The organism is Micromonospora sp. NPDC049240 (assembly GCF_040647835.1).
GTDB lineage: Bacteria > Actinomycetota > Actinomycetes > Mycobacteriales > Micromonosporaceae > Micromonospora.
The window spans coordinates 79723-103653 of record NZ_JBEZCX010000025.1; the positions used below are offsets into that span (position 1 = coordinate 79723).

Consider the following 23931-nt stretch of genomic DNA (forward strand, 5'->3'; position numbering starts at 1 on the left):
CGTTCGCCGGGGCGGGAACCGGTGCCGGGCACGCCGTCACAACGGATCCCCGACGGCGATCGTTCAGCCTCGTCGGATCAGAAGGTGGGACTCACCAGCCGCGGTGTGCCGTACGGGGCGACGGTCAGGGGCGGCCGTAGCGTGTCGTGGCCGTCGTAGAGCAGTGCCGCGAGCACGTCCACCCGACCCACCGTGTACGGCCAGGTGTTCCGGTGCTCCCGGTCGGCTGGGCTGGTCAGGGTCGCCCGGCGTTCCCGCAGGAGCACGGACAACCACTCCCGTTCGGTGACCGTGCCGGGTGGACCGCCGGCGCGGTGCGTGGCCCGGCGGACCAGCGCCGGCAGCGAGTCCACGTCGTCGGTGTTGCCGTGTTGCAGCATCGAGTCGAAGAGAATCGCCACGCCCAGTTGCGTCCTGATGTCCAACGTGCGGGCCAGGCTCAGCGCCGGCGCGAGGTAGCGGGACTCGAGGACGTCGTCCTGCGCCCGCCGGAACCGGGCGTCCGCGCTGGCCTCCGCCCAGGCGGCCGGCAGCCCGGCCAGATCGGTGACGGAGGGGTCCTGGTCGGCGCTGAGCCGGGCCAGCACGGTGAGGTATCTCCTGGACAGCGGGGTCGGGCCGACCTGGGCGGCATAGCTCTGCACGACCTCGAACGCCTCGCCGTTGGCCGTGGAGAAGTCACCGATGCCGAGCAGGTAGCCGCGCGAGTCGAACTGCCGGACCGCGCGAGCGTACTGCGGCTGCGCGGTGTCGTGCAGCAGGGCGCTCTCCAACTGGCTGAGCACGAGACGTTGCTCGGCGTCCACCCCGACCGGCTCGTGCGCTCCGACGAGCAGCGCGAGGACGAGACCGGCGGCGGTCACGGTCGGTAGCGCGGTCCAGGACACGCGCGGCCGGCGACGACGGACGTCCAGGTAGCCCACGCACCACTCCAGTGGCGAGAGTCGATACACACCACGCCTGCTCGCCGACAAGACTAGAGCACCGAGCAGGGCGTACACGCTTCGCCGGTCAGTCGACGCGGACGAGTTGCCAGGTCTGCTTGCTGTTGGGGGCGGCCGGGTCGGCGCTCCACTGCTGGATCGGCACCCCGCTTCCGGTGCGCCCGTCCCGCAGGTCGAGCAGGGAGCCGCTGGCCATGTTGCGGATGGAGTACCGCTTCGAGCCGACCGACCGGAAGCACCAGTTCTGGTTGGGGTTACCGCTCGCCGGCTCCCACTGCTGCATGGGCGCGCCGTCGTCGTAACCGCCGTCGGGATTGTCCAGGGCCTTCCCGGAACGCAGGTTGATCAGCTGATAGCACCCGCCGGAGGTCGCGACCAGCTTCCACCGGGCCGCGTCGCCGGTGCCGGTGAGCTGGACGATGCCGGCGCCGTCGGCCGTCGACCCGTCGCGTACGCCGACGAACTGGCCGCTCGTCGGGTTCGTCAGCCGTACCGTGCCGCCGTTCGACGGCGCCACGGCGGTGGGGGTGGCCGGTGCCGTGGTGGGTGCGGGCGTGCTGGTCCGGGTCGCCGCCGGCGGCTCCGGGCGTCGCGTCGTCGGGGTCGGCGCGGGCGCCGCCGGCCGCGCATCGGACCTGCCCCGTGGTGGCGCGGGCGCCACGGTGATGCCGGCCGTCGCGGCCACCGGGCGCAGGGGTGGCCGGCTCGGCGTCGCCACCGGAGGTGGGGTCGGGCCCGCGCTGGAGGCGTCGCCGATCGGACGGGGCGCACCGGGGGGCACCGTGGCAGGCGCACCGCCTCCGGCGGGGTGCGGCGCCGTGGGGGGCGCGCCGACGGCGAGGTCGCGGGCCGGCGGATCCTGCGTGGTGGCCAGGCCGTCGCGGTGATGCGGCACGGCGGTCGTCCAACCGGTCGCCGACCAGGCCATGGCGCCGACCATCGCGCCGCTGACGAGGACCCGCAGGGGCCGTCGCCGTCGCCGGTCCCGTGGCCGGCGGTGGGACCGGATCGGTGGCCGGTTGCCGAACAGTGCGCCGTCCGCCGGCCAGTCGTCGGGGCCGAGCGGCGGGCCGCTTCGTGTCGAGTCCATGTCCTTACAACGGACAGACCTGGGCCCGGTTCGATGGCCGTGGGTGGCCGTCGGGCAGCGCGCCGGTCCGGTCAGGCGATCAGCCGGTATCCACCGCGAACGACGGTCTGCACCAGGTCGACGCCGGCCAACGGGGTGTCGTCGAACGCCCGCCGCAGCCGCGACACCGCCATCTCGACCGCGTGGTCGTTCACCCCCGACCAGGCCGCCGAGGCGCCGCGGATCTCGGCGGAGGACGTCACGCGCCCGGGCGAGCGCGCGAGCACCCGCAGGACCGTCATGGGTCCGGCCTGCACGGGGACCACGAGACCGTCGATCGCGACGGATCGGCTGCGGATCTGCATCCGGTGGCCGTCGACGTCAAGCGTGGGTCCTCGGCCGGGCACCTGCTCCACCAACGCCGCCAGCAGGCTGCCGAGGCACGGAGCCGCCGCGACGACGGGGGTCATGCCCCGCTCGCGAAGCGGCGCCGCCGTGAGCGGGCCGAGGCAGGCCACCAGCACGCGGTCGGTCAACGCGTCGCGCACATCGTCCAGCACGCCGTCGGCGTCGGCCCGGCGCAGCAGGTCCACCGCAGTGGCCGGACCGGTCAACGCGACCGCGTCGACGTGACCGCGGACGATTCCCGTCCACAGCCGGCGCAGCTCGTGGGCGCGCGGGGGCGGCAGGGCCCGGCTGGTCGCCACCTCGACGACGTCGGCGCCGCGCCGGCCCAGCGCGGCACACCACTCGCGATGATGATCCGACCCGACGACGGCGACGACCCGGCGACCGGCCATCGGCTGATCGAGCAGCCACCGATCGGGATCCCGGGCGGTGTGGCGGGCGGGCGGCCGGGACGGGGCGACGCCCAGCTCGCGCAGCACGTCGGCGGCCCGGGCGTCGTGGGCGACGAGCCGGGCCTCGCGGAACAGGGCCGCGACCCGGTCACCGTGACCCGACTCCTGAGCGACCCGCAGCCAGGCCCGAAGCCCGGGGGCGGAAAAGACGACGACGTCGTGCACGGGTCGCGCGACCGCCCGGCGGGTCGCCTCCGCCGCGGCGTCCGGATCAGCCGGCCCGACCGCGCGGACGGGCCGGACGTCGACGGGCCACGCCCCGACCGCCCGCAGGCGTGCGGACAACTCGTGCCGGCCGGGGTGCTCGGCGGCGACCGCGATCGTGTAGCCAGCCAGGTCCCGCATCCCTGCCTCCCCGCACCACCACTCGGAGTCCCGCTCCCGCTCCGGGCCCCACACCCGGGACGTCGGCCGGAGCCGACCTGTCCAACGGCTGGTGACGGAGTGGCGTTCACGCCCGCGAGGATCTTGTGAGGTTCTCGTCGTTTGCATCACGTCACAGGCGCGTCGCTGGTCGGAAACCTGACCGCGTTCAACACTGTGCGGGACCCCCGATCGGAGGACCGGCAACCGCGGACCGTTGGAGACCCCATGGCACGAAGATCGGTCCTCGCCGCCGTCGCGACCGTGGTCCTCCTGGCGTCCTGTGACGACATCGTCGGCCCGCCCCGCCCGGACCCCGACCTGGCCGGTACGACAGTCGAGGTCGCGGCGACCTGGTCCGGTACCGAACGGGAGAACTTCCAGGCGGTACTCGACGCCTTCGCGGCGCGGACCGGCGCCACCGTGCGGTACACGGCCGGCGGCAACGACCTGCCGGTGCTGCTCAACAGCCGCATCGCGAGCGGGTCGCCACCCGACGTCGCGCTCGTCCCCCAGCCGGGTGTGGTCGCCGCGCTCGCCGGACGCGGTGCGCTCGTCCCACTCGGCGGCCGGACCGCGGACGCCGTCACGGCGAACTACAACGATGCGTGGCAGCGGCTCGGCGCGGTCGGCGGCACCCGGTACGGCTTCTACTTCAAGGTGGCCAACAAATCGGTGATCTGGTACCGCACGGAGTCGTTCCGGGCCGCCGGCGTGGCGCCGCCCGCGACCTGGGACGACCTCCGGGTGGTCTCGCGCGCCCTGGTCCGGTCGGGCACCACCCCGATGGTCGCCGCCGGCGGTGACGGCTGGGTGCTGACCGACTGGTTCGAGAACGCCTTCCTGCGCATCGGTGGGCCGGAGAAGTACGACCGACTCGCCCGCCACGAGATTCCCTGGACCGACCCGGCCGTCGTCGAGACATTGACGCTGCTGGGCGCGTACTGGCGCACGCCCCGGACGATCCTCGGTGGACCCGCCGGCGCACCGCAGATCACCTTCGCCCAGTCGATCGCGGACGTGTTCGGCGCCACGCCGCGGGCCGCCATGCTCTTCGAGGGCGACTTCGTCGCCGCCGACATCACCCGGCTCGGCCGGTCCCGCGTGGGGGAGACCGCGAAGGTCTTCCCGTGGCCGTCGATCAAGGACTCGGCGCCGGCGGTCGTCGTCGCCGGCGACCAGGCGGTCCAGTTGAAGGACACCCCCGGGGCGCGAGCCGTGATGACGTTCCTGGCATCCCCGGAGGCCGCCGCGCTGATCGTGGGCAAGGGCGGGTTCATCTCGGCCAACGCCAAACTCGACCAGCGCGCCTATCCCGATCCGACCACCCGGGCGATGGCCGCCGCCGTGGTGGACGCGCGCGTGCTCCGGTTCGACCTGTCCGACCTGACGCCGCAGCGCTTCGGCGGCGGTAGCAACGCGGCGCTCTGGGTGCTGCTCCAGGAGTTCCTCGCGAAGGGCCTGGACGCGCGGGTGGTGGCGCAGCGCCTGGAGGACGCGGCGAAGAAGGTGTACGGCATCGGGTAGCGGACCGGGCCGCTGCGGCGGCGAGACCGCCGTCACCCCATCCCGACCTGCCACGCCGGCGACCGCGGCTCGCCTTCGCGCCGCCTGGGCCGGGGCGATCCATCTGCCCGCGGTGTCGATGTCGCCGCCATGAGTCGGCATACCCCGCCCGACGGGCCAGGTGGAGCGTCAGGAGCTGCTGACCAGCTTCACGAACGCTTCGTCGATCTTGGAGGATCGGCCGGCTTCCATGCCGGTGAGAAACTGCCGGAGAACATCGGGGCGATGACTCTCGCGTACGTCGAGACAATCATCCGAGACAACGCGAACGGCGAAGAATTCGCCCTGGGCGGCACCTCCAGCGGTGGGCGTGGCGCCGGCTGGCGTCATTCTGCTCGACGCACCCTCGCAGAAAGACCTTCAAACGGTATCGGGAGACGGACCGCTGCGGCAGAAGCAGATTTTTGAGGGACCCAGGCGGGCCGGCGACGAAGCTGGGTCTCTGCGATGGGCCCACTACCTCCAGGTCCGGGCATCCGAACGGATCAGCGGACCGGCAGACGTGCCAGGAAGTCATCTACAAATAAGCGACGAATACGCATCAGTGAGCGCGTTGGCGGTCAATCACCGGTTCTCCCCCGTTCGAGGAACGCCCAGCGTTCGTAGACTACCGGGAGTCAAAGTAGAACCCTCCCGGGCTCATGGGCCCAGCCTTTGCTGAACCACCGCGTCCTGACCCGGGCGGGGACCATCAACCTTTCCGGAGTTGACCCAGCAGGTCATGCCCGACCCGAAGCCCAACTCTTGCGGTCATCCGGGGGTTCGCGGACCGGGAGCCGCTGCCGGCGCGGTGGTCGGGGTGGCAGCGGCGGCGCGATCTCGGCCCAGAGGCCGTCCGGGACGATCCACGGCGGCTGCTCACCCCTCCCCACGATCAGGCAGAACGATCTTCACGTCCCGAAGACACGCCCAACATCATTCAGTTGGGACTTGTCAGTGGTGTCCCGTTACGAGGCGGCATGGCGGCCGGCACGGAGCGGACCGACGACGGCTGGCAGGCCGCGAGCCACCGATCTGGCGGTATCGGAGACGAACGCACGCACAAGCGGCGACAGGCGCAGTTCGGCGCATCCGCTGGGCGTGTTGCTGAGCATGCCCGCATCAACGAGTTCGTCCACCAGTTCGTCGTCCTCCGGCGGCAGCGGGCTCACCGCATCCGCGGCGACCGGGGCCAACCAGTGCAGCAGTATCTGGGCCGGCTGGCTCAGCGCCAGATAGGCCGACCGGAGGTACTCCCGCATCGACAGGTCGCCGATGCGGAGCCAGCTCAGCACGTCCCCACCACGGTGCCAACCGTCCACCACCTGCCGTAGGACCGTGTGTGGACGCAGGGCGATCCTCCGGAGCGCGATGTCCAGGGCCAGCGGCAGGTCGCCGCAGGCCGCGGCGAGACGATCGAGGTCGTCGGGCTCGGCCGTGACGGTGAGGGGCAGGGCCGATTCGATCATGGCGAGGGAGTCGGTGCGCGTCAGGGGTCTGATCTGTAGCCGACGAACGTCGCGCAGTCCCAGCAGCCGTTTGCGGCTGACCAGCATTATCGTGCTCGTGTCACTGTCCACCAGCAGCGGGCGCACCTGCTGCTCGTCCCACACGTTGTCGAGAAGTATCAACAGGCGGCGTTCGGCCGCCAACGTGCGGTACAGGCCCACGCGGTGGTCGAGGGTGTCGGACAGTTGGTCGCCGGACACCCCGAGTGCCCGGAGGAACCCGTCCAGGATGTCGTAGGGGCTGGACACGCTGCGGGCCTGGTGTGCGCCGAGGTCGGCATACAGCTGCCCGTCGGTCGCCTCGGCTGCTTGCGTGTGGGCATGGTGCAGAGCCAGGCCTGATTTGCCGGCCCCCGCCGGACCGCTGATCACGATCGGGGTGTCGTCGGGGATCCGCAACCACTCCAGTTCCGCCGCCCGGCCGATGAATCCGCGCGGTCGCTGTGGCAGCTGCATCGGGTACGGGAGGCCGCCGGCGCGCCGGCCCGCCGGCCGTACCCGCGTGGAGAGCCGTACCTCCCCGCCCGTGGCGGCGAGCCAGCGCTGCCGCCAGATGTCCTCGTCGCCGCCGCAGGCGGCGACGAATGCGAGCGTCACCGGCAGGGACGGCATCCGGTTGCCGCTCGCGGCGCTGGAAAGCACAGACGGCGAGAACAGCGCGCATTCGGCCATCTGGCGATATGTCGGATTCCCCGCCAGCGCACGCAGTTGCCGCAATTCGTCGGCAAACTGGGCGACGCGTTCTCTGGCTTTATTGACCGGCTTCTCGGGTCTGCCCATGGTGGATTCTCCCCAACACGTTGTTCAACACGGCGCAATCGGCTCTCCCTGCGGGAACCGAGCCCTGATGTTCGCCGAACTGTTGAGTCGGTGTCTCCGCTGCCTGATCCCGCGACAGCTGATCCTCGGGCACATCTCATGCCCGAATTCAGGCGGACGCCGCGTACGCATGTCCATGAGGTGAGGTGATTGGTTCTACCATTCGCTCAATGTGGGCTTTCGCCTTTTCGCGGCAGTATCGGCCGGGTGGGGTGGATGGCTTTTCGCTGGCTGATTTCGAGCCGGGATTCGTCGTCCGGGCGTGTACCGGTGCGGCTCTGCCCCCTGTCGCGGCCCGCCCAGCGGCGCGAGGTCCGGTACCCGTCGCGGTCTGATCGCGAGCGAGATCGCCGGTCGTGCACCCGTCCGAGCCCGGCCCCGGTGGCAGGGCTCGGACGGGTGCACCGTGCGGGCGGTGGTCGGCTCAGAACCGGGCCGGCGATTCTCCCGCCCACCGGCCCGGGGGATCGGGATCGCCCAGCCGCCGCTCGCGAGCGAAGTCGCCGAGGAGCGTCGGACCTCGCCGGAACGCGGTCACACCGCCTGTGGGAAGGCGAAGAAACGGTCCGGGTCGTACCGGCGTTTGACCTGCCCGAGCCGCTCGGCATTCGGCCCGTAGTAGGCCCGCTGCCAGTCTTCGAGGTCGGGGTCGGCGAAGTTGACGTAGGACGCGTCAGGGGCGAACCGGCCCGACTCGACGTAGAGGGCATGCAGCCATTCCAGGTTGGCGCGAACGACCTGCGGCGAGTCGGTTTCGGCCCATGAGGTGTCGAGGCTGAGCAGGAACCGCGTGTCGCGATGCGGGAACGCGGTGTCCGCCACCGGTACGCGGCTGATCGCCCCGCCCCACGCGAACAGCGCGGCCCCGGCCCCGTCCGCGTTCCCGCTGCCGGGCCACGTGTCCACGGCCCGTACCAGTGCGACCAGTCCGGCGTCGTCGATCGGGTGCGGCACGCAGCGGTTCCGTACCGCGAAGGCGCCGCCGGCGCTGCTGTGGTGCAGGTAGGTGGCGGCGGCCCAGAAGTCCCGGTCCTCGACCTCGGCCCGGTGGGGCCGGGCGACGGCGTGGGCGGGCGCCAGCAACTCGCGCAGCTCCGCTGCCGGGCCGAGGTGGTGGCCCACCACGGACACGACACCCGCGCCGCCGGACGAGCGGGTGATGCCGATGCGGGCGGAGAAGCCGTCCGGCGCCGTCCGCATGATCTCCTGCATGGTGGCGAGCACCTCGACCGCGTGCCGCCACGACCACAGCACCAGGCAGGTCGACCCGGCCGGGGCGGGGCGGACCTGGAAGGTGAAGCTCGTGTTGACACCGAAGTTGCCGCCCCCGCCACCCCGGCACGCCCAGAACAGGTCCGGATGTTCCCGCGCCGAGGCGGTGACCCTGGTCCCGTCGGCCAGCACCACGTCGGTCGAGACCAGCGCGTCGCAGGTGAGGCCGTGCGCGCGAGAGATCGTGGTGACACCCCCGCCGAGGGTCAGGCCCCCGATGCCGACCGTGTCGGAGTTGCCCAGCGGGAACGTGACGTCGTACGGCCGCAGGGCCGCGTAGATGGCCTTCATCGGGGTGCCGCCCGCCACCACGGCCTGTCCGTTGTCCGGGTCGAACCGGATACCCGCGAGCCTCCGCAGGTCCAGCACCAGCCCGGAGGACACGGAGTAGCCGGCGTAGCTGTGACCGCCGCCACGGGCGACCAGCGGCACCGACTCGGCACGGGCCCAGTCGATGGCTCGGCTGACATCCCCGGCATGGGCGACCGTGAGGACGGCCGCCGGTCGGATGCCGGCGAACCGCCGGTTCGCCGGCGAGCATGCTTCCGGGAAGCCGGGATCACCGGGGAGCCGGAGCTCGCCGTCGACGAGGCCACGCAGCATCCGCCATCCGGTCATCGCGCCGCTCCCGGGATCTCCTCGAGGTACGACACGCCGGCGGCGGTGTGCGCGCCGTAGCGCTGCCAGACCTCACGCAGCACCAGGGTGTCGCCGAGCCACTGCGGCGTGTTGGTGCTGTGCCCCGCGATCACCTCGCCGCCGGCCAGCACCATGGTGTAGGCGAGGCTGAGCACGCCGCGCTCGTCGCAGGTGCCGGTGATCGTGCCGCGCCGAACCCGTCCACCCTCGAAGACCGCCCAGACCAGGTTCCCGCGCTGGTGGTACACGGCGCAGGTGCCGTCGCCGCCGCCCAGCGCGCGAAACCGACGGCCGTCGTAGTCGATGCTCACGCGTCCACGTCCAGCAGCCCGGCGGGCATCGTCAGAGTGGTGCCCGGCGGCGGGGGAGCGACCGGTTCGGCATCCAGTTCGACAAGTGCCACCGCGTCGTCGAGCTGCCGGGCGCAGGTTTCCGGGTCCGGGGCGGAGCAGACGACGAACGAGTGGCGGGCGATGTAGCCGCCCGGTGGCAGCCGCAGTGTGGTGCCCGGCTCGACCATGCGGGACGCGAGAACCAGGCCGGGCGCCTGCTCGGGTACGGCGACCGAGTGTACGACGCAGTCGTGGTCGGGGTAGCCGAACCGGATGCCGGCGACGCCGGCGCGGGCATGGGTGAGGTCGGGGCGCTGGCCGGTGGCGACGTCGAACAGCACGCTGCCCGGTTCGATGCCGGTGGCGATCTGACCCAGATACGGGATCAGGTCACCGCCGAGGCGGCCGTTGACCTCGATGATCACCGGGCCGTCCGGGGTCAGTCGAACCTCGGTGTGCGTGATGCCGTTCTCGATGCCCAGGATCTGGTGCGCCGTGACCAGCGCGTCCAGCAGCGTGTCGTCGGACCGCAGCGGGTCGGCGGAGTCCACGACGTGCCCCGTCTCCTCGAAGAACGGTGGCATGCCGGTGGTCTTCCTGGCGACGAACATCGGCAGGTACTCGCCTTTGTGCACGGCGCCGTCGACGCTGATCTCCGGACCGTCGACGAAGCCCTCGACGATCGCCCCACCGCGGTAGGGCTCGTCGCCGATCAGGCTGGCCTCGTGCGCGACCCGGTACGCGAACTCGAGTTCCCGCTCGTCGGAGGCGAGCGAGACCCCCATGCTGGCGCCGAGCGCACGCGGCTTGACGATCACCGGGTACCCGATCCGGGCGGCGGCCGTGCGGGCCTGGTCGAGATCGGCGGTCAGCTCGAACCCGGGTTGTGGTGCGCCGGCCGCGGTCAACCGGGTACGGCAGCTGTACTTGTCCCGGCAACCGTGCACTCCTGGTACGCCCAGGCCGGGCACGCCGAACTCGGCGGCCAGTTCGGCCGCGGGCATCACCAGCGGCTCGTCCCAGCACATCAACCCGGTGACGGTGTACCTGCCGGCCAGCTCGCGGGCGGTCTCGGCGAGCAACCGGTGATCGAACACGTTGACCACGACGATGTCGTCGAAGTACTCGTGCTGCCAGGTCGGCCGGAGATTGTTGATCAGCACCAGCCGCAGCCCGGCCTTGCGGGCACGGTCGGCGACGGCACGGACGATGTACTCGCGGTAGAGCCTGAGGCCGCTGCCGACAACGAGCAGCGCGCCGGGTGCGGGTGCGGGTGCGGTCATGAGGGTGTCCTCCAGGGTGCGGTGGGTGTCATGGGGTCGACGCCGCGGCACCCGCGGCTCGACCCCGGAAGCTCGTCGACGACCGCGTCGACGGCATGCGGAGCGGTGCGGAATCCGTCGCCGCCGCTGGCCGGGCGGGCCCAGGCCCGGAGCCCGATCCGGACGAAGCCGGTGTCCGCGCCGGCCGCGGTGGCGTAGTGGCAGTGCCGCACGCGCACGACGTCGTACCGGTGGACGTCGGCCACGATGCCGGCCGAGAGCACCCGGGCGGCCCAGCCCGCTGCGTCGTCCGGATCGGACAGCGTGGTCGCCCCACGCCGGACGGCATCGGTGCTGATCTTGAGCAGGGTGCCCGCCACCGGGGGCAGCAACCATGCTCGGCCGTCGGTGCCGATCCCACCCGCGGCGGGTGCCGCCGCCCAGTTGTGGACCAACTCAGCCGGTGGCCGCAGATAGACCATGGTCTGCCGGTGCAGCGTCACCGGCAGGTCGACCAGGGCCGCCGACCAGGGCCCGGCCGTGACGAGCACCGCGTCACCGGACTCGACCGAGCCGTCGGCCAGCAGCACCCGGCCGGTGTCCGGTCCTACGCTGACGACCTCCCGGCCGGGCCGCAGGTCCGCCAGCCGGTGACGCCGCAACCACCGGGCCGCTGCCCGCAGGATGCGGTCGGCGAGCAGGACGCCCGCGTGCGGCTCGAACACGACCGCGGCGCCGGCCGGAAAGCCGATGTGCGGACGGTCCGCCGCATCGGTGACCCGGATCGGCAGCCCGGTGGCGTCGGCCGTGGCGACGGCCGACGCCACCTCGTCGGGAGGGAGCGCCGTCAGCACCCCGACGCGCCGATAGAGGCGGGTGCCCGACAGACCTCCGCCGATCAGGGAGTCCAGCTCACGCCAGCGACGGTGCAGTCGCGCCGCCCGTTCGGTGCCGGCCACGTCGCCGGTGGCGAGGGCGCGCAGGACACGGTGCTGGTCGAAGGACGTCGACTCCGGATGCGGGATCGGGCCGTGCTCCAGCAGCACCACGCGGTGCCCGGCCAGTACGCACCGGATCGCGCAGAGCAGCCCGGTGACGCCGGCGCCGACCACCACGACCCGCGGCCGGTTCCGGTCCGCCTGGCAGGTGGCCTCGGTCATCGCCCGCCCCTCGGCGCGGCCAGCCGCGGCAGCGGCACCGGAACGACGGAGGTGACCTCGGCGGGATTCGTGCTGGCGTTCGCGGCTTCTCCCAGGGCCTGGGCCGCCAGGTCGACCAGGATCGGCGCGGCCGCCCGGAGCAGCCAGCCGACCTCGAAGCAGAAGTCACCGGCGTCGTCGTCTGCCGCCGGCCAGCGGTCCAGCCTGGCCAGGTGGTCGCTGATCGCCTCCGCCGCGCGGTTGAGGCTGAACCCGGGCAGCTCGTAGGACGCCGCGAACCGGTCGGACATGCGAGCTGCGGCGTGGCGCGAGCGCGCCGACACCGGCAGTGGGCCGCGCCCGACCCAGCGGTTCACCCGCTCGGCGACCCGGTTCCACGGCCCGGTCAGCCGGGACTCGGTGACTGCCGAGAGCGCGTCCCGGCTGAAGCTGGTCCGCTGGTGTTCCGGGCTGGTCGTGGCCAGGTAGAACCGGATCAGGTCGCGTGGCACCTCGGCAGCCAGGTCCCGGCCCCGGACCACATGTCCGCGGCTGGTGGAGAACTTCTGGTGGTCCAGCTCGTAGAACTCGTTGGTCAGGTAGCGGGTGGGCAGCTCGTAACGATCGTCGCAGGCCAGCAGCATCGCCGGACCGGTGATCGCGAACGGGTAGAAGTTGTCGAATCCGAGGAAGTAGACGATCTCCGACTCGCTGCCGGCCAGCCACAGTCCGTCCTCGCCGGCCGGGGGGTGTCCCCGGCTCTCCGCCGCCAGCGCCGAGCAGTGCATGCTCCACGCCATCGCTTCGGCGTTGGGGTTGACCACCTGCCCCGCGACCTCCGGAAACGGCACCTGGATGCCCCACGGCACCGGATAGGTCACCGGGAAGTCAGGCAGTGGTCGGGACAGCACCCGCACCATCGCCTGTGCCATGTGCGGCCGCATGCCGTCGACGTGCCTCTCGACGTGCGTGCGGAGCCGGTCGCGATAGCGCTCGACCGGGAGTACGAGCACCCGGGCGTTCCGCAGCGTCACCGGCTCGTCCGGGTCCAGGGTGGACCGGACGTTGAGCAGCTCGCCCGCCGGCACCAGGTGCCCGCAGCTCTCGCACAGCCCGGCGCAGCCCTCGGCCAGGCACTCCGGGCAGTTGCCGGACACGAAGCCGTCCACCAGGAACTGCCCGGTCCGCTCCGAGTACGGCAACGGCATCGTCCTCAGCTCCAGCCGGCCTGCCGCGCGCAGCCGGCCGACGAAGTCGACGACCCACCCGGTGAATCGGTCGTCGTCGCCGGTGTAGCCGTCGACACCGATCCCCATCGTCCGCAGGGTCGACTCGATCTGCGCGGCCGAGGTGGCCACCAGCTCGTCCGGGTGGACGCCGCGGCGGTGGGCGGTCGTCACCACGAACGTCGAGGTGTCCTGGAAGCCGGTGCCCAGGAGCACCTCCCGCCCCTGCGCCCGCGCGTAGCGGGTGTGCACGTCGGCTGCCAGGAACGGGCCCGCGATGTGCCCGAGGTGCAGGTCCCCGTTCGCCGTCGGCGCCGGCGAGATGATCACCGTCCGGGTGCTCATCGTCGATCCGCTTCGTGCCGGGCCAGGAACGTCGCCGACATCTCGTGGTCCCACCAGAGTCCGTAGTACTCGAAGTCGTCGGGGCCGTCGTTGACCACCCGGTGGGTGGACCCCGGGGGCAGCCGGACGATGTCGCCCGTGGCGAAGGGATGCCGCGTCTCGTCGACGACCACCGTGGCGGTGCCGGAGACGGCGATGAAGATCTCGTATTCGTGGTGGGAGTGCGGAGTCGACTCGGTTCCGGCACGCAGGACGCACCAGGCACCCTCGAACGGCGCGTTGAGCGCCGGCCAGGGCAGCAGGCGCTGGCCGGCGAGCCCGTAGGCAGGTTCCAGACGATCACGGTCGAGGCGGCGAATGTCGATCATGCCCGCACCGCCAGCGCCCGGTCGGCCGACACCTGGTCGACGCCGGTGCCCCGGTCGGCGACACGGCGGTCGACGATGTCGCCGACGATGTCGGCCGAGCGTTGCGCGAGCACGCTGATGAGTGAGTCGGAGATGCCGTGCGTGGCTTCGTTGACGCCCTGGAGGTACAGCGCGCCCCTGGCATCCGCGCCCAGATCGACGCGGTAGTGCCGGTTGACGGTGACCTTCGGCAGACCGATGGTGTCGGCCAGTTGGCGCACCATCGCTGGCATCCGTGAGTCGAAACCGGTGCCCAGGAAGAGCGCGTCGCACCGGACCTGCTCCACACTGTCGTACCGGAGGTCGCGAACCTCCAGCACCACCTCCTCACCGCCGCCGGGCACGGGCTCGACCTGTGCCCCGACGACCTCGGTGAGCCCGCGGACGCTGGAGACGGGTTGGCCGAGCATCTTCTGCCGGTAGATCATCGAGTACAGCTCGTCGAGGAACGGCGGGGCCAGGCCCGCGTAGTTCGTCAGGTGCATCTCGTTGAGCACCTGGTGGCGAACCTGGTCCGACATGCCGAAGAAGGTGTCCACGAAGGACGGATAGAACAGCTCGTTGACGAACTTGCTGGTCTGGTAGTTCTTGAGGGCGATCGAGCGCAGCAGCATCACGGGCGACGAGCCGGGGGCGTCCTGGTGCAGCGCCATGAACATCTCGGCCGCGCTCTGCGCACCACCGATGACCACCGGCCGCAGTGGCCCGCCCGGGCGGGCCAGGCTCGTGGCGGCGTCGACCCGGCTGCCGTACTCGGTGCTGTGGATGACCCGCTCGGTGGGCAGGCCGCGGAACACCTCGGGCACGAAGGCGTCCCGGCCGCCACCGAAGACCAGGTCGCGGCAGACGACCGTATCGCCGTCGGACAGGTGCACCACAAAGCCGAGCACCGCGGTGTCGTCGGCTCGGATCGGCTGGATCCGTTCGGCGCGGACCTGGTAGCGCACCCGGACGTGCTCCAACGTGTCGGCCACCCACTGCTGGTAGGCCGACAGCTGCCACCGGAACGGGTTGAACGTGCCGAGGTTGACGAACTCGTCGAGTTCCCCGCTCTCGTGCAGGAAGTTCAGGAACGAGAAGCGACTGCGCGGGTTCCGCAGGGTCACCAGATCCTTGAGGTACGACACCTGGCTGCGGGTCCAGGGCAGAAGCAGATTCCGCTGCCACTTCACATCCCCGTACTGCTCGAGGACCATGGCCCGGCCGGCGACCTCGGGTGAGTCGCACTCCTCGAGGGCCACGGCCAGCGCGAGGTTCGACGGACCTGCGCCGATCATCAGAACATCCACGTCGTGGACAGACACGTGTATTCCTTCCGGGACGGGGGACGGGTGTGACGTGCCGCGACGGCACGCCGTAAGGGGCGCGGCGCACCGTCGACAACAGCGTTTTCCGGCTGTCGTGCATTCACCCAAGCCGAAGTACGCATTGATGGAAAGCATTGGGAGCGGAAGACAATCAAGTGATCGTGACTACGGTCGACGAGTTTATCGGTATGGCGGATGCGACCTTTGTCGGCCGAATGAAAGGGGTCCGGATGTGTGGCGCGCGGGCGGTCCGGTCGCGACTCCGGCCGGACCGCGGCAGGGTTCGACCGTCGACCAGCGGCTGTCATCCGCGGCCATCCGTCGCCGCCGCCAATTCTGCTGGAAGCTATTCCCACGGGGGTGTGTGAATTGGTTCTTCTGCGCGGTCAAAACTTCCGACCAACTCGTCGGCACGCTGCAATGGCAGCCGGCGGTGGGAGAGACAGCCTTCGATGTCATGCCCGCGCGCCACCTGACGACGAGCCACCTGGAGACATCGCCGTGACCGCCACCATCGACAGACCCGCCGGTGTGCTCACCGTCCTACGCCGGACCCCGACACCGGTGCGTTGTCTGCTCGGGGGCGTGCTGGTCAACCAGCTTGGCGCGTTGGTCCAGACGTTCATGGTGCTCTACCTGGTCTTCCGCGGGTTCTCCGCCGGGCAGGCCGGCACCGCGATCGCCGCCTACAGCGTCGGATCGGTGGTGGGCGTGCTCGTCGGCGGCGAGCTGATCCACCGCATCGGCCCACGCGGCGCCATCACCGTCGCGATGCTCGGTTCCGCCGTGCTCCTCGCCGTCCTGCCTCTGCTCAGCCGACCCTCGACGTTCGGCGTGCTGATGATCGCCATGCTGTTGGCCGGGCTCGTGACCCAGAGCTACCGTCCCGCCGCGGCCGTGCTGTTGAGCGACCTGATGCCGGACGACATGCGCGTCATGGGCTTTTCGATGATGCGCATCGCCCTGAACATCGGCGCCGCACTGAGCCCGCTGATCGCCGCCGGGCTGATCCTCGTGGACTGGAACCTGTTGCTGTGGTTCGACGCCGCCACCGCTCTGGTCTACGCGATCCTCGCCCGCTGGCTGCTACCCGATCTGCGGACCGGACGAGGGGCGCCCGGCGTAGTCGTCCAGGGCGGGACCGGGACCCGCATGGTGTACGGCATCCTGTTGCGCGACAGGCGCTTCTGGTTCTTCCTCGCCTCGACGCTGATCGGTGCGGTCATCTACGTCCAGTTCAACGTCGTCCTCCCGCTCAAGATCAGCGCCGAGGGGCACTCCACCGGTCTGTACAGCGGCATGCTGGTCACCGCGTCGATCGTGCTCATCCTCTGCGAACTGAAGATCACCGCAAGCGTCGCACGGTGGCCTGGTCACGTCGCGGCGACGGCGGGCACCGTGCTCATGGCAGTCGGTGCGGCCAGTTTCGGGGTCAGCGGTGGCTCGGCCGTGGCGCTCGTCGCGTGCACCGTCGTGTTCGTGTTCGGCACCATGATCAACGGGCCCACCATGTTCGCCTACCCCGCCACGTTTCCCGCACCGGTGAACGCCCGCTACATCAGCGCGCACCAGGCGACTTTCGGCCTGGGGATGGCCGCCGGCCCGCTGATCGGGGTCGCGGCGTGGGTGGGGCTGGGCAACGGGGTCTGGTGGCTGTGCGGCGGACTCGGCCTGGTGGCGGCATGGTGCGCCCGGCTCGGGATGAAGCCCCCGCGCCGGACACCGTAGTGCGACCGCCGCGCGGCGTCGCACGCCAGATGACGGGCCCCGTCCGAGGGCGGGCCGGAATGTCCCGACCGAGCATGCCGTGCAAGGAAAGGTTGATCCCGATGAGCGACATCCGCCAGGTCTCCGGCGACGAACGCCTGCGCACCGCCTTCACCCTCTATCCGTACGCCTTCGACGAATCGCCGGCCCCGGACGCGGCGGACGGCCTGGCGAGCATCCTCCCCTTTCACGAGGGCAACCACACGCTGATCGCTGAGGACGGTGGCCGGACGCTCGCCACGGCGGCGGCGATCCCGACGCACCAGAACCTGCGCGGCATCGTCATGCGCATGGCGGGCATCGCCTGGGTGGCCACCCATCCCGCGGCCCGCCGACAGGGCCACTGTCGTCGGTTGATGCGCCAGCTTCACCGCGACATGCTCGACGCGGGACACCTGCTGGCCACGCTCTATCCCTTTCATCCGTCGTTCTACGAACAACTGGGCTACGTCGGGCTGCCGCTCAACCGTACGGCGACGTTCGCGCCCGAGGGGTTGGCGCCGCTGCTGGGCGTCGACCTCCCCGGCGATGTGTCCTGGCAGGGAATACAGGATGGCTTCGAGGTCTACCGCGCCTTCCAGCGACGCCTGCTGGCGCAACGGCACGGTTTCATGTTCACCCCCGACTACCGAGCGGCCCGCATCCTCGCCCCCGCCGACCGTTGGCTCGCCGTCGCCTCGGTCGACGGGGAGGTGGCCGGTGTGCTCACCTACCGGATCGACGGCTACGGCGGCCGCCTGCACGGTGACGAGTTGCTGTACACCAGTGGGCCCGGGCGGGCGTTGTTGCTCCAGTTCCTCGCCCAGCACGTCCACCAGGTCGCCCAGATCGCGGTCACCGTCGCGCCGGACGAGCACCCCGAGACCTGGGCGGGCTCCCTTGCCGTCCGGACCGAGGCGAGGGCGGCCTTCCCCACGTCACCGCCCCTCATGGGTCGGCTCCTGTCGATGGACGCGCTCCGCGACGTGCCCTGTGGCTCCGGACGGGCTCAGCTGGAGATCGTCGAGGATGAGCTGCTCGCGGGGCGGTATCTGCTCGACGGAACCCGCGGGACGATCGACGTCACCGTCGCCGGACAGGCCGGGGAGAGGGCCACACTCACCGCCGCCGGACTGTCCGGACTGGCCTATGGTGTGCTGGACCCGGCCGACGTCGTCGCGCGCGGCCTGGGCGACATCTCCGACACCGTGGCGGCCGAGCTACGCGCACTGCTGCCTCGCCGCACGCCGTACGCCTTCGGTAAGGGCTGACGCACCGCCGCGCCCGCACGGCGGCCGGCAGGGAGAGCGGGCCCGGCTGCGGCTGTCAGTGCTGAGCCGGTGCCGGGACCGCCCGCCATACGGGGGCGATGTTCTCGACCTTCTCGATCATGCCGTGACAGTAGTGCGCGTTGTGCTCCAGGGTCTGCGTGGCCATGTTGGGGAACTGCAACCGCTTGTGATCGACGACGTAGCCGGGGCCGCCGGCGGGCAGCCGCGCGGCGTCCTGTAGCTCCTCGGTCCACTCGGTGGCCAGCTCGACGGTGTACTGGCGGCCGGTGCGGCCGAGGACCCGGACGGCTACGTCGGCGCCGGACGGCTCGTCCAACGGTGTGTTGGAGTAGACGTACGGGCGGTTGATGGTGTCGATCTCGAAGCGGGCGCGGGCCTTCGGGTCGGCCCACCAGTCGCGACTGGTGGCGAAGTCGCGCAGTTGTTCGGCGAACACGTCGCGATGCCGGTGCAGCGCGAGGTGGACGAAGAGGCCGTAGTTGCCGAGGTCGTAGTAGTCGGCGGCGGCGATCGAGTGTTCGACGAAGCGCACCAGTGGGTCGTCGGGGCGGCCGCGCCAGTAGTCGACGAACTCGGAGAACAGGCCCGCGTAGGTGGTGACACCGGCGCCGACGAGGTACTCCGCGACGGTGCGCAGGCTGCGGGTGTTGTGCAGCGCGTGCACCGCGTAGAAGAAGCGCATGCCGTCGGCGAAGTCGGCCGTGCTGGCCTCGCGGGTGGCGATCACGATGCGGGCGTCGGCGACGTCCCCGCCGGCCGGCCGGGTGGTCAGGCCCAGGCGATCCCGGTTGTGGTAGATGGGGGTGTTGTTGAGCAGCAGGTGGGAGTATGCGATGACGGTCTGCGCGCCGTTGTCGCAGAGCTGCCCGATGCCGCTCTTGAAGGAGTCGAGTGTCTCGCCGGGCAGCGGCCAGATGAGTTCGATGAACGAGCTGACCCGCTTCTCGCGCAGATCCTGTTGGAGTGCGGCGAAGGCGCTGAGCTTGATGTTGGAGCGGGCGACCAGGTCCAGGACGCGGGGCTCCATGCTCTGGATCGACACCGGCTGGGACGCGACGAGACCAGCGTTCTGGAAGATTTCGGTGATCTTGGTGACCGCCTGCGGCTTGTTCTTCGCCGCCGAGAAGTAGACCGTCTTGGGCATGCCGTACTCGCGGGTGCAGTCGGCCATGTGCTGCGACAGCTCGATGTCCCGGCCGAGCATGCCCCAGTTGGCGTCGACGAGGTACACGAAGAAGACGCTGTTGCGTCCCATCCAGGTGATCTCGTCGCGTACGCGGTCCTCGTCGAACCGGTACACCCGGTCGTTGGTGGCCGCGCCCCAGTAGCAGAATCCGCAGTGGTAGGGGCAGCCGCGGTTGGTCTCCAGCAGGCCGATGGTGTACTCGTCGCCGAACAGGCCGGTGAGGTACGGCGAGGGGATCTCGTTGAGGTCAGCCAGCCGCGGCGGTGCGGGCGTCGTGATGAGCTGCCCGTCGCGGCGCACGCTGAGGCCGGGGATCTTGGTCAGGTCCGGCGTCGTCTCGGTCAGCTCGCGCAGGTACGCGGCGAAGATGCCCTCGCCCTCGCCGTTGCAGACGGCGGTGAACGTGTCGGTCGAGCTGAGCTGCTGGTCGGCGTGGTGCATGACCTGGGGGCCGCCGAGCAGGACGGGCACGTGCGGTCTGGCGGCGCGCAGCGCGGTCAGGACCTGCCGCACCAGGCCCATGTTCCACACGTAGCAGCTGAACGTGTAGATGTCGGCGTCGAGGTCCAGGACGTGGCGCGTCACCTCGGCGGCCGGAGTCTTGATGCTGGTGGTGTACGTCCGGTACACGTACTCACCGGTGAGGACGTCGTCGGCGCGGGCGTACGCTTCCAGGTATCCGGAGACCAGCGGGGTGATCCGCTCAAAGACGGAGAGCTCAACCATGCCGACCGTTCGCATCGGTGTTCCCCTTGTCACTGTCGTGGCCGGTGGCGTTCATCCACCGGCCTTCCCTGCCGTTCAGGCTGGCGCGAGTGGCGAGCCGGTGGGCGCGCCGACGTAGAACAACCCGAAGCCACCGAACTCGACGGGCTCCGCGGCGAGCCCCGCCGCACGGAACCACTCGGCCAGGCGCGACGGGTGGTAGGCGACGGTGTCGAGACCCTCGTCGTTGCGGAACCGCACACCGTCAGCGTCCTCGGTGACCCGCAGCCCGGTGTAGCCGCAGGCGTCGTAGTACTCCCGCCGCCGCCGCGACGCGTCCCGGTCCGTGCGATAGGTGCTGATGGCGAACGGCAGGCCGCTGTCGGCCAGCGCTGTCAACACGGCGCGGGGCCGGTCCATGTTGCCGAAGCTGTTGAACGGGAACAGCGCCACCGCTCGCCCCGGTGGCAGTGCCACGGCCGGCAGCTCCTCGGCGTCGGCGAGCGCGAAGCGGTACCGGTCGGCGGGTAGCGCGCGATCGGCCAGCCGTGCCCTGCCCTCGGCCACGTAGCGGGAAACGACGTCGACGCCGACGTACCCCAGGCCGCGGCGGACCGCCCACTCGAGATGCAGGCCCGACATGCTGCCGACCTCCACGAGCACGTCGACCCCCGCACTGATCGAGTCCAGCATCCGCTCCTCGTGCGCGAGCAGCGCCTGCACCACCGGTGGGAGCAGGTCGGCGTCCACCAGCCGGTCGCCGGCACCGCTCGCGTAGAACTGGGTGGTCACCGCGCACCACCCTCGCTCGGCCGCGCGTAGAGCGCGTGGAACGTCGCCCTGATCTCCTGCACCTCCGCCAAGACCGGCGGCGCGCAGCCGCTGAGCGGGTAACGCGTGGTGGCCTCCCCGAAGTCGTCGAACGCTTCGGCCCACTCGCCGGCGGGCACCGACCAGTCGCTGTAGCGGTAGCCGGTGCCGCCGTCGGCGCCGCGTAACGGATGTTGAGTGGCCCAGTTGAGGCTGACCGGCCACGGCCCGCCGTACCGGTCGCGCCAGTCGTTGAGCTGTCGCAGGAGGGCGAGCCGGTCGCGGTGCGGCTCGCCGAGGCCGAACAGCACCGCCGCCCCGGTCTGGACGCCGAGCTGGGTGAGCTGGTCGATGGCCTGCTCGGTGCGGCTCATCCACGCGGCCCCGTCCGGCCGCCGGTCCTTGCTCATGCCGCCGATGCCACCCGGGTCGAGCGTCTCCACCCCGATGAAGACGTAGTCCAAGCCGACCTCGGTCAGTCCCTTGATGAGGTCGGTGCGGCTGAGGATCTGGTCGATGGTGAACTGCCCGCCGAACCGGATGTCCAGGTCGGCCCGGTCCAACAGGTCGACCAGCCGGGTGATCTCCCGCGGCGATCCGCCGAGAATGGTGGAGTCCTCGATGAAGGCGCTGGCGCCGCGACCGGGCGCGTCGGCCGCGATCACGTCGCTGACGGCGCGCAACTGCCGGACCAGGCGGTCGGCGCCGTTGCCGAGGTCGACCAGGCCCCCGGTGACGCTGCGCCGTTCGCTGCAGAAGTCACAGTCGAAGACACAGCCGTTACCGGTGTCGCTGAAGACGTGCCCGGTGAGCCGGCCGCCGAACACGTCGAAGCTGGCGCCGACGCCGAAGATCTCGGCCGGGCTCGGTAGCTGGTCACGGCTGAATGTCGGCCGCCGTGAGGTGACCGTCCGCGGCAGGTCGCCGTCGGCCCAGCTGGCTATCCAGTCGCCCGGCTCGTCGGCGATCCCGGCGGCCAGATCGGCGGACGTCGCGGGCTGTGCGGCGGTGGCGATCACCTCACCGAGCCCCGCGATGACATGCTCACCCGGACCGGCGACCACCAGGTCGAAGACGGGCGGCAGGGTCCCGTCGGCGATCAGGCGCACCGGCGATCCCGGATGGTGCCGCACCGTGCCGCCGGCCCGCCAGATCGTCTCCGACGCGTGCCGGCCGCCGAGGACGACGTGGACCCGGTCGCCGAGGCGCTGCTTGGCGCGGACCGCGCAGGCGACCGCGCCGGGCAGACACACCGACATGGCGCCGAGCAGCAGCAGGTTCGGCTCGAACCGCTCCAGGAGCGCATCGAACCGCGCCATGTCCTCGACCAGGCTGTGCATCAGCAGCACCGACTCCCGCCGGGACGCGCGGCTTCCGGCCCAGTTCGAGTCGCCCCAGGCGCCGATGCCGTTCGCCGCCCGCTGCCCCGCGACACGGCACGCGTTGAACAGGCTGGCGGGGTCGGCGCTGGTCAGCGTGTGCCGGCCGAGCCCGCTCGCGGGCAGCTCGGGCGGGGCGACCGCCACGACGCGAAGTGCCATCTCCTACCCTTCCCTTCCGTCCGTGGCGGAGGTCAGGCCCCGGATGACCATTCGGCCAGCACTCGCCGTAGCTCTTCCGGTGTGGTGACGTCGATGCGCCCGACCGGGCGGTCCGGCTCCTGCGTCGCGGTGGTGAGGAACTGGCTCCAGCGCTCGATGAGCGTCCGCACGGTCGCCGGGTCGAACAGGTCCGTGGGGTATTCGAGGACACCCGCGAGCCCGGCCGGGCGACCGTCGTCGTAGCTCTCCCACAGGCTGAAGAACAGGTCGAACCGGGACGTTCCGGTGTGCGCGGGCTGGTAACTCGCGGTGATGCCGGGCATGTCGAGTCGGCCCTCCGGTGTGTTCTGCAGCGCCAGCATGACCTGGAACAGGGGATGGTGCGCCAGGGACCGGGCCGGGCTGACGGCTTCGACGAGGTGCTCGAACGGCACGTCCTGGTGGGCGTAGGCGGTGAGCGCGGTGGACCGGGCCCGCTCGACGAGCTCACCGAACGTCGGGTCGCCCGACACGTCCATGCGCATCACCAGCGTGTTGACGAAGAAGCCGACCAGGTCGTCGAGCTTCTCGTCGGTACGCCCGGCGATCGGGGAGCCGACCGGCACGTCGGTGCCCGCACCGAGCCGGCTGAGCAGGCCGGCAAGCCCGGCGAGCAGCACCATGAAGGCGGTCGCGCCGCGGGCGCGGGCCATCGTCACCACCCGCTCGTGCAGGACGGCGTCCATGGTGAACCGGTACGTCTCGCCCTGGTAGCTGGCGACGGTCGGGCGGGGCCGGTCCGTGGGCAGGGCCAGCGCGTCGGGCAGCCCGGTCAACGTGGTGCGCCAGTGGTCGGTCTCCCGGGCCAGGCGGCTGGCCGGGTCGGTGCCGGCGCCGAGCGTCTCGTGCTGCCACACCGTGTAGTCGGCGTACTGCACCGGCAGCGGCTCCCACTGCGGTGCCTCGCCGGTGAGGCGGGCGGCGTACGCGCTCGACAGGTCGCGTGACAGGGGGGCCAGGGACCAGCCGTCTGCCGCGATGTGGTGCATCAGCAGCAGCAGGACGTGCTCGCTCGGGCCGAGGCGGAAGAGCGTGGCGCGAAGCGGCAGGTCGCGTTCGAGGTCGAAGCGCGTCTGCGCGGCGCGGGCGAGCGCGTCGGGAAGCGTCTCGGCGGTGACCGTCTCGACGGCGATCGGAACGTGGACTTCGGCCGCCGGCCTGATCTCCTGCCACGGCTCCCCGTCACGCTCGGGAAACACCGTGCGCAGACTTTCGTGGCGGCCGACGACGTCGTTGAGCGCGGCGGTGAGCGCGCGGACATCGAGCCGGCCCGACAGCCGCAACGCCAGCGGCACGTTGTAGGTCGCCTCGCCCTCGAATCGGTGCAGGAACCAGAGCCTGCGCTGGGCGAAGGACAGCGGTGCGCCGTGCGCGTGGTCGCGGGCCTCGATCGGGGCCCGACCGTCGTCGTCGTTCCGCAGGTGCTCGGCGAGCAGCTTCGCGGTGGGCGCCTCGAAGAGGGTGAACACGTCCAGGTGTACGCCGAGTGTGCTGCGGATGCGGCTGATGAGGCGGGTGGCGAGGAGGGAGTGTCCGCCGTGGTCGAAGAAGTTGTCGGTGGGGGTGAGGGTGGGT

General features: G+C 71.2%; 19 protein-coding genes. 3 read left to right on the plus strand and 16 right to left on the minus strand.

The window, feature by feature from the left end; translation table 11 throughout:
* Positions 1-77: 77 nt before the first annotated feature.
* The 3 genes from AB0B02_RS28660 to AB0B02_RS28670 form a co-directional block, all read right to left on the minus strand.
* A complete protein-coding gene (locus tag AB0B02_RS28660; protein WP_357305469.1) occupies positions 78-953 on the minus strand; it encodes a chitosanase in 876 nt (291 codons plus the stop codon).
* Between the two features lie 58 nt (positions 954-1011).
* On the minus strand, positions 1012-2034 hold the full coding sequence (locus tag AB0B02_RS28665; RefSeq protein ID WP_357305472.1) for an RICIN domain-containing protein: 1023 nt from the start codon (positions 2032-2034) through the stop codon (positions 1012-1014).
* Positions 2035-2105: 71 nt separating this feature from the next.
* Positions 2106-3218, minus strand: a complete 1113-nt coding sequence (locus tag AB0B02_RS28670) for a uroporphyrinogen-III synthase (RefSeq protein ID WP_357305475.1) — start codon at positions 3216-3218, stop codon at positions 2106-2108.
* 246 nt (positions 3219-3464) lie between these two features.
* Between AB0B02_RS28670 and AB0B02_RS28675 the strand changes: the two genes are divergently transcribed.
* Positions 3465-4763: an ABC transporter substrate-binding protein gene (locus tag AB0B02_RS28675; RefSeq protein ID WP_357305479.1), complete on the plus strand. Its 1299-nt coding sequence runs from the start codon at positions 3465-3467 to the stop codon at positions 4761-4763.
* A 168-nt stretch (positions 4764-4931) separates the two neighbouring features.
* On the opposite strand, the gene AB0B02_RS28680 is transcribed toward AB0B02_RS28675, so the two are convergent.
* The 9 genes from AB0B02_RS28680 to AB0B02_RS28720 form a co-directional block, all read right to left on the minus strand.
* Positions 4932-5132 (minus strand): hypothetical protein, encoded by a 201-nt coding sequence (locus AB0B02_RS28680; protein WP_357305482.1) that lies wholly within the window; start codon positions 5130-5132, stop codon positions 4932-4934.
* A gap of 617 nt (positions 5133-5749) precedes the next feature.
* Complete coding sequence (locus AB0B02_RS28685; protein ID WP_281939033.1) at positions 5750-7069, minus strand: NB-ARC domain-containing protein; 1320 nt, start codon at positions 7067-7069, stop codon at positions 5750-5752.
* Positions 7070-7642: 573 nt separating this feature from the next.
* Positions 7643-8998, minus strand: a complete 1356-nt coding sequence (locus AB0B02_RS28690) for an FAD-binding oxidoreductase (protein WP_357305486.1) — start codon at positions 8996-8998, stop codon at positions 7643-7645.
* Positions 8995-9330, minus strand: a complete 336-nt coding sequence (locus AB0B02_RS28695) for a hypothetical protein (protein WP_281939037.1) — start codon at positions 9328-9330, stop codon at positions 8995-8997. The genes AB0B02_RS28690 and AB0B02_RS28695 overlap by 4 nt, the downstream gene beginning before the upstream one ends.
* Positions 9327-10634, minus strand: coding sequence for an ATP-grasp domain-containing protein (locus AB0B02_RS28700; protein ID WP_357305490.1), 1308 nt, complete (start codon positions 10632-10634; stop codon positions 9327-9329). Before AB0B02_RS28700 ends, AB0B02_RS28695 begins: the two co-directional genes overlap by 4 nt.
* On the minus strand, positions 10631-11773 hold the full coding sequence (locus tag AB0B02_RS28705) for an FAD-dependent oxidoreductase (RefSeq protein ID WP_281939041.1): 1143 nt from the start codon (positions 11771-11773) through the stop codon (positions 10631-10633). The genes AB0B02_RS28700 and AB0B02_RS28705 overlap by 4 nt, the downstream gene beginning before the upstream one ends.
* Positions 11770-13323: a class I tRNA ligase family protein gene (locus AB0B02_RS28710; RefSeq protein WP_357305493.1), complete on the minus strand. Its 1554-nt coding sequence runs from the start codon at positions 13321-13323 to the stop codon at positions 11770-11772. Before AB0B02_RS28710 ends, AB0B02_RS28705 begins: the two co-directional genes overlap by 4 nt.
* Complete coding sequence (locus AB0B02_RS28715) at positions 13320-13691, minus strand: cupin domain-containing protein (protein WP_281939045.1); 372 nt, start codon at positions 13689-13691, stop codon at positions 13320-13322. The genes AB0B02_RS28710 and AB0B02_RS28715 overlap by 4 nt, the downstream gene beginning before the upstream one ends.
* Positions 13688-15034, minus strand: coding sequence for a SidA/IucD/PvdA family monooxygenase (locus AB0B02_RS28720; protein ID WP_357305498.1), 1347 nt, complete (start codon positions 15032-15034; stop codon positions 13688-13690). The genes AB0B02_RS28715 and AB0B02_RS28720 overlap by 4 nt, the downstream gene beginning before the upstream one ends.
* A 504-nt stretch (positions 15035-15538) precedes the next feature.
* Here AB0B02_RS28720 and AB0B02_RS28725 point away from each other — a divergent pair.
* Both AB0B02_RS28725 and AB0B02_RS28730 read left to right on the plus strand, forming a co-directional pair.
* Complete coding sequence (locus tag AB0B02_RS28725) at positions 15539-16765, plus strand: MFS transporter (protein ID WP_357305501.1); 1227 nt, start codon at positions 15539-15541, stop codon at positions 16763-16765.
* Between the two features lie 101 nt (positions 16766-16866).
* Positions 16867-18054 (plus strand): GNAT family N-acetyltransferase, encoded by a 1188-nt coding sequence (locus tag AB0B02_RS28730; protein ID WP_357305504.1) that lies wholly within the window; start codon positions 16867-16869, stop codon positions 18052-18054.
* A gap of 55 nt (positions 18055-18109) precedes the next feature.
* On the opposite strand, the gene AB0B02_RS28735 is transcribed toward AB0B02_RS28730, so the two are convergent.
* The 4 genes from AB0B02_RS28735 to AB0B02_RS28750 form a co-directional block, all read right to left on the minus strand.
* Entirely contained in the window at positions 18110-19987 is a 1878-nt protein-coding gene (locus AB0B02_RS28735; protein ID WP_357305507.1) for a cobalamin-dependent protein, read from the minus strand.
* Between the two features lie 75 nt (positions 19988-20062).
* The gene (locus tag AB0B02_RS28740; RefSeq protein ID WP_357305510.1) at positions 20063-20758 is read right to left on the minus strand and encodes a class I SAM-dependent methyltransferase; all 696 of its coding nucleotides are present in this window, start codon (positions 20756-20758) and stop codon (positions 20063-20065) included.
* The gene (locus AB0B02_RS28745; RefSeq protein WP_281939057.1) at positions 20755-22317 is read right to left on the minus strand and encodes a B12-binding domain/radical SAM domain-containing protein; all 1563 of its coding nucleotides are present in this window, start codon (positions 22315-22317) and stop codon (positions 20755-20757) included. The genes AB0B02_RS28740 and AB0B02_RS28745 overlap by 4 nt, the downstream gene beginning before the upstream one ends.
* Positions 22318-22349: 32 nt before the next feature.
* The coding region (locus AB0B02_RS28750) for a condensation domain-containing protein (RefSeq protein ID WP_357305513.1) at positions 22350-23931 on the minus strand (1582 nt) is incomplete at its 5' end.

Excerpts from the sequence above, each read along its gene's own strand:
- AB0B02_RS28665 (WP_357305472.1), bottom strand. The coding sequence starts at position 2,034 with ATGGACTCGACACGAAGCGGCCCGCCGCTCGGCCCCGACGACTGGCCG.
- AB0B02_RS28670 (WP_357305475.1), bottom strand. The coding sequence starts at position 3,218 with ATGCGGGACCTGGCTGGCTACACGATCGCGGTCGCCGCCGAGCACCCC.
- AB0B02_RS28675 (WP_357305479.1), top strand. The coding sequence starts at position 3,465 with ATGGCACGAAGATCGGTCCTCGCCGCCGTCGCGACCGTGGTCCTCCTG.
- AB0B02_RS28680 (WP_357305482.1), bottom strand. The coding sequence starts at position 5,132 with ATGACGCCAGCCGGCGCCACGCCCACCGCTGGAGGTGCCGCCCAGGGC.
- AB0B02_RS28685 (WP_281939033.1), bottom strand. The coding sequence starts at position 7,069 with ATGGGCAGACCCGAGAAGCCGGTCAATAAAGCCAGAGAACGCGTCGCC.
- AB0B02_RS28690 (WP_357305486.1), bottom strand. The coding sequence starts at position 8,998 with ATGACCGGATGGCGGATGCTGCGTGGCCTCGTCGACGGCGAGCTCCGG.
- AB0B02_RS28700 (WP_357305490.1), bottom strand. The coding sequence starts at position 10,634 with ATGACCGCACCCGCACCCGCACCCGGCGCGCTGCTCGTTGTCGGCAGC.
- AB0B02_RS28705 (WP_281939041.1), bottom strand. The coding sequence starts at position 11,773 with ATGACCGAGGCCACCTGCCAGGCGGACCGGAACCGGCCGCGGGTCGTG.
- AB0B02_RS28710 (WP_357305493.1), bottom strand. The coding sequence starts at position 13,323 with ATGAGCACCCGGACGGTGATCATCTCGCCGGCGCCGACGGCGAACGGG.
- AB0B02_RS28715 (WP_281939045.1), bottom strand. The coding sequence starts at position 13,691 with ATGATCGACATTCGCCGCCTCGACCGTGATCGTCTGGAACCTGCCTAC.
- AB0B02_RS28730 (WP_357305504.1), top strand. The coding sequence starts at position 16,867 with ATGAGCGACATCCGCCAGGTCTCCGGCGACGAACGCCTGCGCACCGCC.
- AB0B02_RS28735 (WP_357305507.1), bottom strand. The coding sequence starts at position 19,987 with ATGGTTGAGCTCTCCGTCTTTGAGCGGATCACCCCGCTGGTCTCCGGA.
- AB0B02_RS28745 (WP_281939057.1), bottom strand. The coding sequence starts at position 22,317 with ATGGCACTTCGCGTCGTGGCGGTCGCCCCGCCCGAGCTGCCCGCGAGC.